This window comes from Kineothrix sp. IPX-CK, assembly GCF_039134705.1.
Taxonomy (GTDB): domain Bacteria; phylum Bacillota; class Clostridia; order Lachnospirales; family Lachnospiraceae; genus Kineothrix; species Kineothrix sedimenti.
In genome coordinates this window covers 4,462,824-4,479,276 of record NZ_CP146256.1, presented here as the reverse complement: position 1 = coordinate 4,479,276, position 16,453 = coordinate 4,462,824, and the positions used below count along the sequence as shown (strand labels likewise).

The window sequence follows — 16,453 nt, the reverse complement described above, 5'->3', positions numbered from 1 at the left end:
TATAACAAAGAAATTTATCATGTCAAGACTATTTGATAAATATTATAACTTTAATATTATAACACTTAAAAATACTAAATAGTGAATTATTTTACAAAGATTTAATAAGTTTCTACCGTTCTTTTTATAATATAAGAGACTATCATGTGCTATAATCGTAATAATGATACTAGGGGCAAAATACCTTTTGACCCCGACATCGTAATGATAAATAAAATGCAGGGGAAATAACTATGAAGTTTAAGACGAGATTGTTAGTTACGTTTCTTACAATTGTATTTCTGCCTCTGATGCTGACAGCCTTGGCATTCATAAGTATCGGAGGATATTTGATGAATGCACAGCGGGAAATCGGGATGGTGAACGTCGACTATACGATGATGTCAGACCCTGCACAGACCTTCGAGCAGATTTCGGAGAAGGTTTTTAAAGAAGTGAAGCGGCAGATAGCCATAGATGAGGCGAAATTAGAAGATACTGCTTATCTTAATGATATCAATAAAGGAATAGAAGATAAAGCCTCCTATATTCTTGTCCGTAAGGGCGACCGGCTATATTATGCGGGAAATACGGCAGCGGCGGATAAGATATTCAACATTCTCCCCGCGTACGGATATGCGAATGAAAGTCATGATGCGGGCTATTATTATAACAGCATGGAAAAGCTGGTAAAGCAGTTGGATTTTACCTTTTCCGACGGTACGGAGGGAAGCTTTTTTATCATTACCAAGATACACACTCTAATATCAAAACAGCTTTTGATAGATATGTTCATCGCTATTATACTGATACTGCTGTTTACCAGCGTAATGCTTACCCGTTGGATTCATATGGGTGTGTTCCTTCCGGTAAACGAACTGAATATGGCGATGAAGAGCATTGCCAGCGGCAACCTGGATTATATGCTGAATACGGATAACAAAGGTGAAATAGGGGATTTGTATAAAAATTACGAAGACATGCGGCTGCGTCTGAAGGAGACTACGGATGAAAAATTCGAGCATGAGAAGCAGAACAGGGAGTTGATCAGCAATATTTCCCATGATTTGAAGACCCCCATCACTGCGATAAAGGGCTATGTAGAAGGTATCATGGACGGCGTTGCGGATACTCCTGAGAAAATGGATAAGTACATTAAGACCATTTATAACAAGGCTAATGATATGGATCGTCTGATCAACGAGCTGACAGTTTACTCGGGAATCGATTCTAACCGGGTGCCCTATCATTTCCATCGCATCAATGTGGCGGACTACTTTGGGGATTGCATCGAAGAGGTGGGACTGGATCTTGAATCGAAAAATATCGAACTTAATTATTTTAACTTAGTTTCTCCGGATACGATGATTATTGCGGACCCGGAACAGCTAAAGCGGGTAATCAGTAATATCATTGGCAACAGCGTGAAATATCTGGATAAGGAAAAAGGTGTCATCGACATTCACATTTTGGATGAAGTGGATTCTATCCGGATCGAGATAGAGGACAACGGAAAAGGTATCGCGGCTAAAGACCTGCCGAACATTTTTGAGCGTTTTTACCGTACGGATGCTTCCAGGAACTCTTCCAAAGGCGGGAGCGGGATCGGCTTATCAATTGTAAAGAAAATCGTGGAAGACCACGGTGGATATATATGGGCAACGAGTAAGGAGAACGAAGGCACGTGCCTGCACTTCGTATTCAGAAAGTACCGTGAAGTAAAGGAATAACACAGAACCAAAGAGGGAAAGAATAAAACATATAGAAAGGTGTAGTTGAATATGAGCAAAATTTTGATTGTAGAAGATGAAGAAGCGATTGCTGACTTAGAAAAAGACTATTTAGAGCTGAGCGACTTCGAAGTGGAAATCGAGCATACGGGAGATAAAGGGCTCGAAAAAGCCTTGAGCGGAAATTTCGATTTAATTATTCTCGACCTGATGCTTCCAGGAATCGACGGCTTCGAGGTATGCAAGAAAATCAGGGAAGAAAAAAATATTCCCATCCTTATGGTTTCCGCAAAAAAGGATGATATCGATAAGATAAGAGGACTTGGCCTCGGCGCGGATGACTATATGACAAAGCCTTTCAGCCCCAGCGAGCTGGTAGCGAGAGTAAAAGCGCACATGGCAAGATATGACAGACTTGTAGGTTCTACGCAGAAGACAAACGATATTGTGGAAATTCGAGGGATACGCATTGATAAGACGGCAAGAAGGGTTTACATCGACAATGAGGAGAAGACCTTTACGACAAAGGAATTCGATCTGCTCACCTTCTTAGCGGAGAATCCTAACCATGTATTTACTAAGGAAGAGCTGTTCCGCGAAATATGGGATATGGATTCCATCGGTGACATAGCTACGGTAACTGTCCACATTAAAAAGATTCGCGAGAAAATTGAATACGATACGGCAAAGCCTCAGTATATTGAAACAATTTGGGGAGTAGGATACCGCTTTAAGGTGTGATATTTATATCTGAAATTACAAAACATAAATAATATATAAGCCATATGAAAAGTAATCCCTGCGGGCAAGAAGCATAATTAACTGCTTTTGCTGCGGGGATTGCTTTTTATACTATAGGATTGGGATGTCACGATTGTATATTCTAAAGACTTCGTCTTTGGAACAGCCCTGCTGCCTTGGCTTTTTTTCGCTTGGTAGCTGCCTGTGATGGCTTTATAAGTGTCACAATTATAATTGAAAGCAAAAGCATGGCAGTCAAAGATAATAAGGATAAAGTAAAATTCTCGGGCTCAGAAGTATTCATGAATGTTCCCGTGTCGAACCTCATAACTGCCAGCCCTGAAAGGATAGGGTAAAGACTTCGTAGTGTTACATTTTTTATGAACATGGCGCTATAGCCGAATAGAAATGCTACGATAACACCGCCCATATAAATTCCCGGTTTCCTGCTGGTGAATGCGATAATCGGCAGAATGGCGATATAGGTAAAAAGTGATATTCCGAGCATTTGCAAAAAACCGGTAAATAAAATTCCGGCATTCAGTCCTGAAAGACCGTACAGCAATCCGATGACCAACGTTACTGTATAACTGTAAAATCCAAACAGTAAACTTAAGATTCCTATGGTCAGCAGTTTACCGAACAGCAGGCGCTGAAAGCTTACCGGAACAGGAAAAATAATTTTAAGCGTGTTATCTGTGTATTCCCGATTGATAAGATAGCCGCCTAGCAATGTAAAAATAACAGGCATAAAAATTGTTGCGCTATTCCAAATGGTACTGTTAAAAAGAGCGGAAAAGCCAAAATTCTGTGTTGTGCCCTCCGGCGTGGCGACTGCCTGCGTGAATACAGACAAAATTGCCGGGAGAGTCATTCCAATAAGGCCTATGAGCAAAATATGAAATCTCTTTAATTTTAAAAATTCAGCTTTTATAATACGAAACATGAAAGATACCTTCCTTCCTCAAATTTCTCTGCGCCGATAGATGCGGATCATCAAATAAATACAAACGGCGGCTTCCAATAAAAGCACACCAAAGCATACAGATGACGGTACAAAATATTGACTGAATCGATTGTAAAATTCCGTCTGGATTTGGCCAGTGGGGGTGTAAAACTGGTACAGCCACCGAAAAATCATAGGAACGGGCATAAGGGTTCCGGCATTTATCCCTAAAGGCTGCATCATAATCGCATCGCTAAAATGCATCACATAATTTAGCAGGGTGTAAAAGAACACGATAATCACCGAGAGAATATAGCTTTTATTAAACCATACAACCAGCACAATGCAGGGAAGCGCAGCAGCCCACATGAGTATTCCGGATGAGGCTGTGAGCGTAAGCTGAAAAGCAAAATCAGTCAGCGGGATGTTTTGAGAAACAGCGATTGCTGTGCTTACTGCAAAACCCATTAACTGAAATGCAACTGAAAAAATGAGCAAAACCAATAGCTTTACAAGAACCAATTGATTTTTTGATACCGGTATGCAAAGCAGATTTTTCAACGTATCATTGTCCTGCTCGACAAAAAACAGATTAGCCGCCAAGATAATCAGCAGGGGCATTAAAAGTAGAAAGGCGTTATCCTCTCTGACTCCGGACTGGACACTTGCAAAATTGGAATCTGACAGTAATACAGCATTAAAAAGAGGGAAAATGATGGCCGCCAATAGTCCAAATAGAAATATTTTCTTTCTCTTGAATTTCTTCATTTCACTTAAAAGCAGATTACGCAATGCCCTCACCTCCGGTTATACGCTTGAAGTAATCCTCCAAGGTATCTTCACAGGTGTGAGCTTCCGATACCTCCAATCCGTTTTCAATAAAAGCTCGGTTAAGGGCAGCTACAGAAAAATTGTTATCATATAAGCGCAGGCTGTGGTCATTTTCCACAGTAAAGTTTTTGGCTCCGAAGTTTCTCTCCATGATTCTGGCAGCCTGTGCTGTGTCAGAAACGATAAAATGGATGTACTTCCCATTCTTTTCTTCTAACTCCGCAAGGCTTTCTTCTTCCAGCAGTACACCGTGATCTATAATGCCGACATCATCAACTAAAAGCGCTATTTCCGAAAGAATATGGCTGGAAATCAAAATCGTTTTTCCCTTTTTGTCGCACAAATCCCGGATAAACGAGCGCACTTCTGCAATTCCGATGGGGTCAAGCCCATTGATCGGCTCGTCCAAAATCAGCAGCTCCGGATCGTGCATAATTGCAAGGGCAATCGCTAAACGCTGCTTCATGCCGAGAGAGTATTGGGCAAACAGCTTCTTATCGCCATAGGGGAGCCCAACAACCTCTAATGCGTCTTTGACAGCGGTACGTTTGGAAACACCTCTGAGCTGTGCAAAAATTTTCAGGTTCTCTGTACCTGTCAGATTCGGATAAAATCCCGGCGCTTCGATTAGGCTGCCGATGCGGGGCAGAATTTTCTTTTCGTTTCCATGAATGCTTTTGCCGAAAATTTGAACTTCTCCGGAAGTAGGCCTCGTCAGATTTAAGAGCATTTTCATGGCCGTGGTTTTCCCTGCACCATTTCTGCCGAGCAAACCATAGATGCGTCCCTTTTTCACATGGATATTCAAATTTGCAACACTTTTCTGCTCACCATATTGTTTGGTGAGATTTTTTGTTTCAATGATAAAATCACTCAAATGAAGAACCTCCTTTTCTTACCGGAATCAGTTTATCATATCAATCTTGCATTAACCTTGCCGCAACCTTGTATTAACCTTGCAATTAAAAAACCCTGCCGATAGACAGGGTTTCTTTCAGGCATCTAAAGGAAAGAAAACAGTGAAATTTGTATATTGGTTCGGCTCACTTTGTACCGTAATTCGACCGTCCATCTGTTCCACCATCTGTCGGACAATAGCAAGGCCTAATCCGCTTCCTTTATTCGAACGCCCTTTATCACATTTGTACAGCCTTTGAAAAATATGCTGTAAATCCGCTTTCTCAATTCCGATTCCGTTATCCATAATACAGATTTCAATATTACTTTCTTGTTTTACCATTTCAATTTTGATCTGTGTCGCCTGACTATGGTTTATAACGTTCTGAACTAAATTATTAATGATGCGGGCATAACCATCCAAATCCACTCTTGTGAGCAACGGTTTTTCTGGAAGCTCAATTTCATAGATTAGATTTTTTTCCTCAAAAATAGGAATCCAGTCTTTGAGGATATTGCGGGTTAGTTCCGCAAGCTCTGTCCGCTCTATAGATAAAGAAAATTCACTGGAGTTGAGCTTAAACCAGTCAAATAAAACATCAATATATTCTTTTAGATCATGTGCTTTTCGCCTCGAAATTTCGAGGTAATCCTCACGCGCTTTTCCGCTAACAACCCCTCTATGAACAGCATCCAAGTAACCCAGCAGGGTTGTAAGAGGTGTCCTAACATCATGGGAAAGGCTGGTCATAAGCTGACGATTCGTTTCGTCTGCAGACCGCAGCTGTGAAAGCTGTTCTTCATAGGCATATACAATTTCATTCATTTTAAATGAGAGCTCTGCTGTCAGCTCATTGTCTGCTGCAAGGATTTTTCGATTTCCGTTTCCGGCCTGAATATCACTCAAAGCTTCTGCCATGTCGCTAAGCTTCCGTTTTACACGCATTAGCTTTGTACAGCACACAATGCTAAGCAAGAGGGCAAGGCAAAATAATATGCCCAAAATCACATCCAGAAGCATAGCCTATACCTCCTTGTTAAAACGATAGCCAATTCCCTTTACTGTTTGGATATACAACGGCGCTCCGGGGTCGGGTTCTATCTTCTTACGAAGTCTGCTGATGATAGCCATAATATTACTGTCATCATAGACATAAAGCTCACCCCAAACCTCCTCGTAAATCTGCTGCTTCGTTAGAATCTTCCCCTGATTTTTAGCGCAAAAGAGCAACAGATCAAATTCTTTTGGCGGCAACTCAAATGTACCGTTTTGCGTGGTCACACTTCGGCTATCAACGTCTATGGTCAGCCCTTTGTAAACAAGGGGCTGCGAATAATTGGCTGTTAAACTAAAGCGTGTGTATCTGCGTATCAAAGAAATAATTCGAGCAATCAGTTCTTCCATATCAAATGGTTTCGTTAAATAGTCGTCGGCACCGGAACGCAGTCCCTGTACTTTTGACATACTGTCATTTTTAGAAGTGAGCATCAGAATGGGTATGCTGCTTTTCTCTCTTATTTTCTCCATGGTCTGGAAACCGTCCATTCCCGGCATCATCACATCTAAAAGAATAAGCTGATAATCGTTTTTTTCAAGGAGAGCAAGTCCGTCTGTACCGGAGTAGCAACAATCAGAGTGTATTTGTTCTCTCATTATGCTTTGTTTAATTAAAGCGCATAGTTCTTTGTCATCGTCAATTAGTAAAATAGTGTAGGCCAAGTTCCTCCTCCTTATATTATTTTCGATTATATAATCAAACATTTATATTCTTCCATTTTGAATCTATAATTTTTAGTGTATACGCCAAAGCAAATAAAATCAAGGGAATAAATCTTAGTGTTATGGGTTGTCCAGCCCCCTCACTTTTTCTTTAATATAAGTGAAGGGAATTTTAAAACAACATTTTGCAATCCCAAACCTATAAAAAAATCTATCTTATGAATAACTGTTGATATAGACTTATACGCCGGGATACGAATTTTTCCAGAATTACAAAATCCATTCCTGCATTTTCGGCCGCAAGGCCGTCTTTTGAATAACGGTCTCCAATCATTACAACATTTTCCGGAATCTCATGAAGCTTTTCCAATATGACATACATTGCTTTTGGATCAGGCTTCATACAATTTATTGCTACATCAGAGGAGCAAAAAACATAATCCGGACAGATGCCCAGAGCGTCTAATTTCTCTTTTGCCGGATAATCTGAATAAATGACAATGGTCGTTCCATTTTCCCGTAATGATTTCATATAGTCTATAAGCTTGGAATCCCTGTATTTCGCAATCAGTTTAAGGGGCTGTTTATGGAGCCAGTATAAAATAAGTTCCTGTACATGTCCGGGAGAGGTATTCATCTGTTCTGCCACATATGTATATTGCATTTCCTCTATGGAAAAAGAAGTTCTTATGGATTCAGAGGCAAGGTTCGCCCAATTTTCTCTGACAAATCGGTATTTTTTTATGATAAACAGCTCTTTCATACGAAGCGGATGAGAGAGGTAAAATTTAAGAAGGTCAATTGCCATAAAAAAGCGTAAAGAGGGCTGGCTGTATAGTGTTCCGTCTACATCGAGAATGACGGCATGATATTCAGCTAAATGCTTATTTATAAAAATAGCGTTCTTATTTCTCATATTTGTAATTACCTTCTTCCTTTCATAACCGAATAATGATTACTGTCGTTACATCCTGATATCGAGTCAAAGCTATAACTTCTGGATTCTAAAATATTCAGTCATAACCGGGATATCAACAAAGGTCAAGATAAACAATATAATGATAAAAGCAAGCAGATAAAATAATAAGGATTTTTCCTTGTATAACTTTTCCGGCTTCTGAACAACCGAATCTTCCTTGAACGAAAGGTAAAAATAAAGTACAAATAAACCGATAAGCATAGGAAGCGCCAGCACATATTCTATACGGTATTCAATAATAAAAATAGAGGTGAAGACCGTAGCGCACATGCTGTAAAAAAGAGAGGAGCATAAAAGTGATTTTTCGGTATAATGCCTGAATGATTTTCGGTATAAGCCTGCTGTCTCAGGGTTATTGATCATTTTAAATTCAGCATATCTTTTTACTGACATGAGAAAAGCTCCGCACATCCAGTAACCGATAAGAATGCTTATGGGCGGAAAATAATGATCCGTAATAATAAACCAGCCGAGTAAAAGACGGATAATGTTATTTATCGATTCTGAAAGTACGTCCACATAAGGAATATCCTTTGTCCGAAAAGGTTTTACATTATATAAAAATCCCATGATTAAAAGCCAAATTTCTATAAGAACAAAATACGGATTAATAAAAAGTGAAAGACTTAATCCAAGCAGGATAAGCAATGCGTATTCCAGCATAACATAAGAGAAATTTAAGCTGTTTATTACTACCGGACGGTTCTTTTTTATAGGATGATACTTGTCGAAATCTGCATCCAGCCATTCGTTAATTACATAATTGGCAGAAGAAATAAAACAGGTAGCAAGGAATCCGATAAAAAGGTGTATGGTAAGAAAGTTTTGAATATCTCTTCCAAATATAAGAAGAGCCACTATAACACCGGGTATGATAAATAGATTTTTGATCCAATGGTCTGGGCGTGCTATTTTTATATAATTTTTCATGTTAAATATAAATCCTTTCAATTTGCTTCATATAGGTAAATTGTGTATGGGGAAGAAGTATCGGTATAGATGCCGCGCAGATGAAGCTTCAGCTCGTCCACATTTGTTATCTTAAGACGGGAAAAAATATACTTCCCTCCCATTTTTCTAAAGGCATCCGCATCGATATATAAATTAGTATCCGATATTTCCAGATTTCTTACGGGTTCGTATACATTTTCATCCACACCGGCAAATAGATAAGCTCTGGCACCCCAGTCGTCATAATAAATGCGAAAGCTTTCTACTTTGTCTAAAGCCGGAGCTATTATCTCTCTGAATTGCTCTTTGTATTCCTGCGGATAGTAGCTCAGGCAGCCGTCTAAAGTAAAAATGCCGTTATATTCAAGCACTGCAGGGTGCATACCATATGCAACAGATTTCTCGCCGGAATAATCGATATCGGACAAAATACTGTGAAACAAGTTTTCTGAATAAAATTCATTGTAGGTTAAGCTATTGGAAGGCTTCTGCTTTATAATCCGGTATGCATAATTGAAAGCGGTATGATATAAATCATTATATTTGGAGCCGGTGAACAGAATAACAGCAATACCTGTTAATACAATAACGTGGGCAACCTTCTGCCTGTGATTGTCGTAGAGCCGTTTTAAAATAATAAAAAGAGCGAGGTACCAAAGAAAAGGATTAAAAAAAACCGTTCTTGAAAATTGGAAGCCTTTTAGCGGCGGAATGAGCATTTCGATAAATCCCCTGAAATGTTCCTGAAAATATAGGCCGTAGACAATGCAGTTAAATATAAGAAAGGAGATAATCCAATTAAAGAGATCAAACCTCATTCCCTTATAATTTCCTTCTTTGATATAACGATAGTTTAAGAATACAAAATAAATGATACAGACCGGCAGCACAAACCATGTATGAACTGCATCCGCATGGAATACACCTATGGTAAAGGTTTCCTTTACGGCAGCTATTATTTCTGAATAATTATAATTTCCCTGCACCATTGTCTCACGTATGGTGGGGGTGGAATCAAATAACATAATAGCGAACAGACGATACTCCCACAAAGCAAAACCGGCAAATAAAACGCAAAAAGCACCGATAAGGGAAAATGACAGCTTCTTATTTTTTATCCATAGAAATAGAATGGCAAAAAATAAATATCCCAATATAAAAAATCCAAAGAAAGTAAAGTAGGATAGCAGAGGATATAAAAACAACAAAAAATAAGAAGTAAATCCAGGCCTTATATAAATTCTCCTGAGCAGAAGAATTGCGAGAGGCAGAGATACAAACGGAAACGAAAAGGTTGGGTACAAGGGAAGTATTCCATAAGCGAAGCTGCATAACACTACCACCGGAGCATATTTCTCATAGTTATCAGCAAAAAGATCTTTTGCCAATAAGACACAGGATAACACGGCAATAACCGTCTTCAACAAATAGCCCACAGCATATGCGGTAGAAGTAGGCAGCAGGATATAAAGCAGGCTGTAAAGAGAAAATTCCGACGCAAAGTAATTCCTGCTGATCCCATTTAAAAGCGGTAACTGTACGTTGTGGGAAAAGAAGGTGTTCGTATAGGACAAAATATGATAATCTGCAACATGCAGGTCCAAGTTGTCGTGGATGCTTACATAAATGTTTTCTCCCAGTATAAAAAAGAGGGCGGCTTCACCTGCTATAAAAAGTAAAACAAGCGTATAATACCAGGGTATAGTAAACAACTTTTTATAATTCATATATTGGCATCTCCGGAATTCTGAAAATAAAGTCTGAAAAAAGGATACGAAAAGAAAATGCCTTTTGAAAAGCATCTCTTAATTTCACGGACAAAATTGTAGATTTACATTTCTTTTCACAGCAGAGACAGGCTGAGTTATCGATTATTTTTATCAGTTAATCCTAGCTTGCCGCCGCCCTAAAAGCGTTAACTCCATATGCTTAATAGAATACAAAGCTGTAAATAAAACGTTTACGCACAAAAATCCAACTATATTTTATCTTAGCATTGACAATTTGCAGGGTCAATATTACAAATATGAAGATTTTCTTAAGATTGTTTTTATTATAAATGGACAGTACATGGAGATTCATGTAAAATTAGCAGGAATCAATCCTCCTAATGGTCGGATGTGCCCGGCGCTGATCAAAAGCTGTGCTGCCGAAATACCTGGCTGTAAGAGTGTACAAGGAACACTTTTGTTCTTAAGGAGGGAAAGGAGCGAGTTATAAAAATGGTTATAAAAGAAGATAATATCATGTATGAAGATGATCAGATAATTGTTTGTCACAAGCCCTCCGGCATTGCAACACAGACTGCCAGGCTGGGGCAGCCGGATATGGTAAGCATTATAAAAAATTATTTAAAGACATCTTATATCGGAGTAATACACCGCCTTGACCAGCCGGTGGAAGGCATACTTGTATTCGGCAAAACAAAGGAGTCCGCTGCGAAACTAAGTTCACAGAGTATGGAAAAGCTTTATTATGCCGTAGTGCTTACAGATGCCGGTATGGTAAAGATGAAAGACAAGAATTATTTTCAAAAAGAATTTACTTTAGTAGATTATCTGGTGAAAAATGGGAAAGACAATACATCCAAAGTAGCAGAAAAAAATAATAAAGATGCAAAACGTGCCGAACTTAAGTACCGTATCTTAAAGGCTGCAGAAGAAGATAAGGGTATGCAAAATATGCGTATGCTTACGGAAATATTGCTGAAAACAGGAAGGCACCATCAGATCAGGGTACAGATGGCCCATGCGGGAATGCCACTACTTGGGGATGTAAAATATGGAAGTGAAGCTTCCATACAAAAAAGCCTTGAAAGCGAAGTAAAAGATGTGGCATTATGCGCATACAGTCTTTCTTTTTCACATCCGAAAACCGGAAAAAACATGAGTTTTTCCATTGTGCCGGATGGGGAAGCGTTCTGTCCCTTTTTACCATTTACTCCCTAAGAGAAAGAGCTATAATTTGCTGAAAAATATCCATCCTATAATAATAGGATAATTAATTTCAGTAAATAAGTTTCTGGGGGAAAAGCCATGGATAAAAAAGCGGTTATGAAGACAAAAGAATATGTGATTCTGGCAGCAGTTATACTAGGAGTATATATCGGATTTAAGTACCTGAGCCCGCTTATAACTCCTTTTCTTTTTGCACTTGCATTTGTGAAGATCCTTCATCCTTTCTTAGAAAGGATTCAGAAAAATCTTCATATTAAAAAAGGCTTTATAATAGCCTTAATACTGCTCGTCTTATTCATAACGGCGGGAGGGGCGATATGGGGGTTGGCGGTATTTGTTTTCCGGAGAGTAGGAGAGATGTTCGGTCAGATAGATGTATTCGAGGAAAAGTTTTATGTTTTTGTCAGCGGATGCTGTGACGGAATAGAGAAAAAGTTCGGCCTCGACGGTGCCGGAATCGAAATATACATTATGGAAAAAGTAAATATTTTCATCGAGAATTTTCAGGTGGAAGTAATTCCCAAAATTATGAACGACTCGTTAGGATATGTGAAAAATGTGGCAGGCATCATAAGCTTCATTGCCATTATGATTATCGCGTCAATTCTTCTGGCAAAGGATTATGCAATGGTTATGAATAAGCTTCGCAGTCATGAAGAACTAGAAGGAGTACTGGAAATCGGTAAAAGAGTGTTCGGACATGTAGCTGGTTTTGTGAAGACGCAGCTTATCATATTGTTTATCATCAGTATTCTTTGTGCCGTCACATTATCTTTTGCCAAAATAGAAGGAGGTATATTGCTCGGTATGTTAACGGGCTTCATGGACATGCTTCCCTTTATCGGTACAGGCATGGTTCTCATGCCCCTTGCTTTTTGGCAGATTCTAAATGGGTATTATGGTAAGGCCGTGATATGTGTTGTGCTTTATGTATCTTGTATGATCATAAGAGAGTTTTTGGAGCCGAAACTGGTAGGAGCACAGGTGGGAATCCTGCCGGTCTGCATACTGTTTGCCGTTTATGCGGGAGTAAAGCTGTTCGGGATCTTCGGTATTATCAAAGGGCCTCTGGCGCTGATTACCATATATGAGGTATATCTGTATTTAAGGAGAAAACCGGAATAAAAGCAGATACGAAATGTGGAATTGACGGATGGACTGTGATAAACTATGATAAATGAGTATAGGACACTCATGAGTAGAAGACACTCATGAGTAAAAATACTTATGGTAAAACATACGAATGGGGAACGTAAGATGCCGGAAGAAACAGAAGAAAAATTTAATCTCTTATCATTTTGTGAAGAAGCCGTTTCTCTATTGATAATGGCTTATTTGTTTATCGTTTTCTCTTTTTATCCTTTTTACATGCAGAACGGTTATGTGGAAATCGGCGACGCTAAGTTTTCCTTTTATAAGGATATTACGCTGGGAGGCTTCGCTTTGATTGTCCCATTGGCAGTTATCAGTATGCTGCTGCGGTATAGGGAGACAAAATCCTTTGTGCGTTATAAAACGCTGTCAGTCACCGACTGCGCATTCTTATTCTATGGCGTGGCGGTGGTACTTTCCTATTTTTTTTCCGAGTTTAAGCAGGAAGCCTTTTGGGGAGAGAAGGGGTGGTATATGGGACTTGCCACTCAGCTGCTTTTTATCCTTTCTTATTTTCTTGTTTCCCGGTTCTGGGAGTACGAGGAGAAGTTACTGCTTGCATTTATGGCTGCATCGGCGGGAATCTTTCTGCTGGGACTATTGAACCGTTTCTCTGTCTATCCCATTGTGATAGAAGGTGCGAACAGAGAATTCATATCAACGATGGGAAATATTAACTGGTACTGCGGCTATTTTGCCGTTCTTTTCCCTATAGGCTTTGTATGGTATTGGATTACGGATAAGAAATGGATTAAGGCGGCGGGTGCATTCTATGTGCTGCTGGGAATAGCGACGGGGGTATCGCAGGGCAGTAGCAGCGCATTCATTGTTATCCCGGCCTTATACCTTTTACTCTTTTGCCTATCCTTCCGCAGCCTGAAAAGGATGAAGAGCCTTTTCGAGCTGGCCTTTCTGTTTTGTGCAGCTTGTCAGGCGCTGCGGATTTGGCGGCTGTATTTGCCGGAAAGCTTTGATTATTACGACGGAAGTCTAAGTGACTGGATTACCATGAGCCATGCTACCTTATATGCAATGGTTCCTTTGGCAGTGGTCTATCTGCTGATGCTTCTGGCGGAGAAGAAAAAGCATATGGATATCACCAGATATAAGATGCTTAGACAGATAATCCTTCTTGTGCTCATCATAGCGGCTGGAGTCTATGTGATGCTTTTGATATTCAACACAAGAGCACGGGACGGCATACGTTTCATGGGGGGGCAGCAGATACTTATCTTCAGTGAATATTGGGGAAGCTCCAGAGGCGGAACGTGGTCCGCTGGAATAGGCGTATTCCAGGAAATGCCCGGACTTAGGAAGCTCGTAGGTGCCGGACCGGACTGCTTTGCCTCCTATCTGTACACTTTGCCTGATGTGACGGAAAAGGTCATGGATCAATTTGGTACTTCAAGGCTCACAAATGCCCATAACGAGTGGCTTACTGTTTTGGTAAACAATGGAATACTCGGGCTTATAGGATATGCAGGGATATTCCTAAGCGTATGGCTCCGTTTTATTTACCGGGCGGAGAAGGTGACTGCAGAATTGAAGAATAAGCTGTTGGATGATAGCAGACAGCTGCTTTTATATGCTTTCGCGGCTAGTGCGATTGCTTATACTGCTCATAATATAGTGAGCTTCCAGCAGATTCTTAGCACGCCCTTTATATTCCTTTTACTGGGGATGGGAGAGCGGTTGATGAAGAAGAAGAGAGAAAATCCTTAAAAGTGAAAAACGCGGATACAAGCGGATTCTGAGAGAAAATCAGTTGTTGTCTACTCAAACATATGGTATGATATTTAGTAAGATTTAGTTTATTTTAGTATAGAAAAGAGGTTGTTTGTGTGACATTAAAGGAATTGGCTAAGATTGCAGGAGTATCCCCCTCCACAGTATCCTTAGTCCTAAACAATAGAGTAGGCGTAGGTGATGCAAAGAGAAGAGAAATACTCGATTTATTAGAAAAATATAATTTTAATATACCTAAAAAGAGTGGATTCGATAAGAATCTCATGTTCTTAAAGTATATAAGGCATGGTATGATCGTAGAAGAAAACGCAGGCTTTATCTCCACTATCATGGATTCGATCGAGGCTGAGTGCAGAAATGAAGGGTATAATCTTAGTATAATTATTTCAGAAAATTGTTTGGAGAATACCTTGCAGAATATAGATTTTACCAAGTTTAGCGGATTGTTTGTATTGGGAACGGAGTTAGATGCTACTTCGTATCCGCTTTTAAGTAAGATTCCTATTCCTTATATTGTAATTGATAATATTATGCCGGGCTTTAATTGCAATGCGATTTCTATGTCCAATGAAGAAATGGTACATCGGGCATTATGCCATCTTGCTGCGATGGGGCATAAAAGCATCGGGTATTTAAAGAGCAGTGCAAAATCACAGAACTTTGATGAACGTGCATTTTCATTTCGTAATACGGCATTAGAGCTGGGACTTGATTTCGATGAGGCACATGAATTTTTACTGGAACCCACTTTGCTTCATTCTTATCATGATATGAAGGAATATCTGAAAAAAGGGGTTTCTCTCCCGAACTGCTTTTTTGCAGATAACGACACCATAGCTATAGGTGCAATAAAGGCATTGAAGGAATATAAATATAAGATTCCGGAGAATGTGAGTGTTATGGGCTTTGACGATATTCATTTTGCAGAAATTAATTCTCCTTCGTTATCGACCATGAGTGTCCCCAAGAAATTAATCGGTTTTACGGCCTTGAAGCATTTGCATATGGCTATTGAAAACAAGGATTTCTGCAACGTTAAAACTAAAATAGGCGGAGAAATCATTGTCCGTCTTAGCACACAGCCCTGTTCAACTTAATATCACACAAATAAAGGACCCGTTATAAAACATAACGGGTCCAAGCTTAATGGAAAAGGGATAAGCTGATAAAATGTAAAATCTTAAGAGGTGTTAACCGGAGACCGATTTTGCAAATGCTCTCATCAGGAACATAGCTACTGCGGCTCCCGGATCCTTTAGGTTTCGGGATTGTTCGCCTCTGGTTGCTGCTCTTCCGTGTACGGCGATCATTGTGGCCGTGTTTTCAAAGCCTTTTGCGGCGGCTTCTGCTGCTGCGATTGCAGCGGATTGTAAGGAGTCTCCCGAGGCAATTTTTTCTTTTAGAACGATCAATGCGGGATTCAGCCCATCCAAAAATGTCTTATCTCCGATTTCCGCCTTTCCTCGATTCATAACGCCATCCATATAAGCGGTAAATAACGCTATAATATCTTGGTCACTCAGCTCTGTCTTACCCCTTAGAACCTTTCCGGCTTGCATGAAACCGGAGGCCATTAGAGTCCCCATGGTGGAAGGAACGGCGATGGACATGGCTTTGCCTGCCATATATAATAGTTTTCCGGCATCGGTTTCCTGCCCGCCGGCAACGGCGTCGTATGCTGCTAAATATCCGTCCGACATGGTCAGGCCCAAATCTCCGTCGCCGACAATACTGTCGAGTTGTATAAGATAATCTCTGTTTTCGGCCATAATTTCTTTTATTTCGCCGAGCAGTTTAATTAAATAGGTATTGTTCATTGCAATG

Annotated in this window: 15 protein-coding genes; 6 read left to right on the top strand and 9 right to left on the bottom strand. The window is 39.9% G+C overall.

The genetic code is table 11. From position 1 onward, the window contains the following. Positions 1–233: 233 nt before the first annotated feature. Entirely contained in the window at positions 234–1,709 is a 1,476-nt protein-coding gene (locus V6984_RS21195) for a HAMP domain-containing sensor histidine kinase (RefSeq protein ID WP_342757581.1), read from the top strand. Positions 1,710–1,760: 51 nt separating this feature from the next. Beyond that, positions 1,761–2,450: a response regulator transcription factor gene (locus V6984_RS21190; RefSeq protein WP_342757580.1), complete on the top strand. Its 690-nt coding sequence runs from the start codon at positions 1,761–1,763 to the stop codon at positions 2,448–2,450. A 142-nt stretch (positions 2,451–2,592) separates the two neighbouring features. Here V6984_RS21190 and V6984_RS21185 read toward each other — a convergent pair whose 3' ends face one another. From V6984_RS21185 to V6984_RS21150, 8 genes are all read right to left on the bottom strand, one after another. After that, positions 2,593–3,396, bottom strand: a complete 804-nt coding sequence (locus tag V6984_RS21185) for an ABC transporter permease (protein WP_342757579.1) — start codon at positions 3,394–3,396, stop codon at positions 2,593–2,595. Between the two features lie 18 nt (positions 3,397–3,414). After that, positions 3,415–4,188 carry an ABC transporter permease gene (locus V6984_RS21180; RefSeq protein ID WP_342757578.1) on the bottom strand — a complete coding sequence of 258 codons (774 nt, stop codon included), beginning with the start codon at positions 4,186–4,188 and terminating at the stop codon, positions 3,415–3,417. After that, a complete protein-coding gene (locus V6984_RS21175) occupies positions 4,181–5,104 on the bottom strand; it encodes an ABC transporter ATP-binding protein (RefSeq protein WP_342757577.1) in 924 nt (307 codons plus the stop codon). Before V6984_RS21175 ends, V6984_RS21180 begins: the two co-directional genes overlap by 8 nt. 117 nt (positions 5,105–5,221) lie before the next feature. After that, positions 5,222–6,139, bottom strand: a complete 918-nt coding sequence (locus V6984_RS21170; protein WP_342760064.1) for a HAMP domain-containing sensor histidine kinase — start codon at positions 6,137–6,139, stop codon at positions 5,222–5,224. A 9-nt stretch (positions 6,140–6,148) separates the two neighbouring features. Then, complete coding sequence (locus tag V6984_RS21165) at positions 6,149–6,886, bottom strand: response regulator transcription factor (protein WP_342757576.1); 738 nt, start codon at positions 6,884–6,886, stop codon at positions 6,149–6,151. A gap of 169 nt (positions 6,887–7,055) precedes the next feature. After that, the gene (locus V6984_RS21160; protein ID WP_342757575.1) at positions 7,056–7,760 is read right to left on the bottom strand and encodes an HAD family hydrolase; all 705 of its coding nucleotides are present in this window, start codon (positions 7,758–7,760) and stop codon (positions 7,056–7,058) included. A 72-nt stretch (positions 7,761–7,832) separates the two neighbouring features. Continuing rightward, on the bottom strand, positions 7,833–8,753 hold the full coding sequence (locus V6984_RS21155; protein ID WP_342757574.1) for a UbiA family prenyltransferase: 921 nt from the start codon (positions 8,751–8,753) through the stop codon (positions 7,833–7,835). 17 nt (positions 8,754–8,770) lie between these two features. After that, positions 8,771–10,501, bottom strand: coding sequence for a DUF6044 family protein (locus tag V6984_RS21150; RefSeq protein WP_342757573.1), 1,731 nt, complete (start codon positions 10,499–10,501; stop codon positions 8,771–8,773). Positions 10,502–10,996: 495 nt separating this feature from the next. On the opposite strand from V6984_RS21150, the gene V6984_RS21145 reads away from it, so the two are divergent. From V6984_RS21145 to V6984_RS21130, 4 genes are all read left to right on the top strand, one after another. Further along, entirely contained in the window at positions 10,997–11,722 is a 726-nt protein-coding gene (locus tag V6984_RS21145) for an RluA family pseudouridine synthase (RefSeq protein ID WP_342757572.1), read from the top strand. Between the two features lie 87 nt (positions 11,723–11,809). Continuing rightward, positions 11,810–12,856, top strand: a complete 1,047-nt coding sequence (locus V6984_RS21140) for an AI-2E family transporter (RefSeq protein WP_342757571.1) — start codon at positions 11,810–11,812, stop codon at positions 12,854–12,856. 102 nt (positions 12,857–12,958) lie between these two features. Beyond that, positions 12,959–14,605, top strand: a complete 1,647-nt coding sequence (locus V6984_RS21135) for a hypothetical protein (protein WP_342757570.1) — start codon at positions 12,959–12,961, stop codon at positions 14,603–14,605. 119 nt (positions 14,606–14,724) lie between these two features. After that, positions 14,725–15,726 carry a LacI family DNA-binding transcriptional regulator gene (locus V6984_RS21130; RefSeq protein WP_342757569.1) on the top strand — a complete coding sequence of 334 codons (1,002 nt, stop codon included), beginning with the start codon at positions 14,725–14,727 and terminating at the stop codon, positions 15,724–15,726. A 93-nt stretch (positions 15,727–15,819) separates the two neighbouring features. Here the strand turns inward: V6984_RS21130 and V6984_RS21125 are convergent, their stop codons facing one another. Further along, positions 15,820–16,446 (bottom strand): dihydroxyacetone kinase subunit L, encoded by a 627-nt coding sequence (locus V6984_RS21125; protein WP_342757568.1) that lies wholly within the window; start codon positions 16,444–16,446, stop codon positions 15,820–15,822. Positions 16,447–16,453: the final 7 nt, after the last annotated feature.

What these genes read in the sequence shown, in the direction of transcription:
- V6984_RS21195 (WP_342757581.1), top strand. Translation starts at nt 234, where the DNA reads ATGAAGTTTAAGACGAGATTGTTAGTTACGTTTCTTACAATTGTATTT.
- V6984_RS21190 (WP_342757580.1), top strand. Translation starts at nt 1,761, where the DNA reads ATGAGCAAAATTTTGATTGTAGAAGATGAAGAAGCGATTGCTGACTTA.
- V6984_RS21185 (WP_342757579.1), bottom strand. Translation starts at nt 3,396, where the DNA reads ATGTTTCGTATTATAAAAGCTGAATTTTTAAAATTAAAGAGATTTCAT.
- V6984_RS21165 (WP_342757576.1), bottom strand. Translation starts at nt 6,886, where the DNA reads ATGTTTGATTATATAATCGAAAATAATATAAGGAGGAGGAACTTGGCC.
- V6984_RS21160 (WP_342757575.1), bottom strand. Translation starts at nt 7,760, where the DNA reads ATGAGAAATAAGAACGCTATTTTTATAAATAAGCATTTAGCTGAATAT.
- V6984_RS21155 (WP_342757574.1), bottom strand. Translation starts at nt 8,753, where the DNA reads ATGAAAAATTATATAAAAATAGCACGCCCAGACCATTGGATCAAAAAT.
- V6984_RS21150 (WP_342757573.1), bottom strand. Translation starts at nt 10,501, where the DNA reads ATGAATTATAAAAAGTTGTTTACTATACCCTGGTATTATACGCTTGTT.
- V6984_RS21145 (WP_342757572.1), top strand. Translation starts at nt 10,997, where the DNA reads ATGGTTATAAAAGAAGATAATATCATGTATGAAGATGATCAGATAATT.
- V6984_RS21140 (WP_342757571.1), top strand. Translation starts at nt 11,810, where the DNA reads ATGGATAAAAAAGCGGTTATGAAGACAAAAGAATATGTGATTCTGGCA.
- V6984_RS21135 (WP_342757570.1), top strand. Translation starts at nt 12,959, where the DNA reads ATGGTAAAACATACGAATGGGGAACGTAAGATGCCGGAAGAAACAGAA.
- V6984_RS21125 (WP_342757568.1), bottom strand. Translation starts at nt 16,446, where the DNA reads ATGAACAATACCTATTTAATTAAACTGCTCGGCGAAATAAAAGAAATT.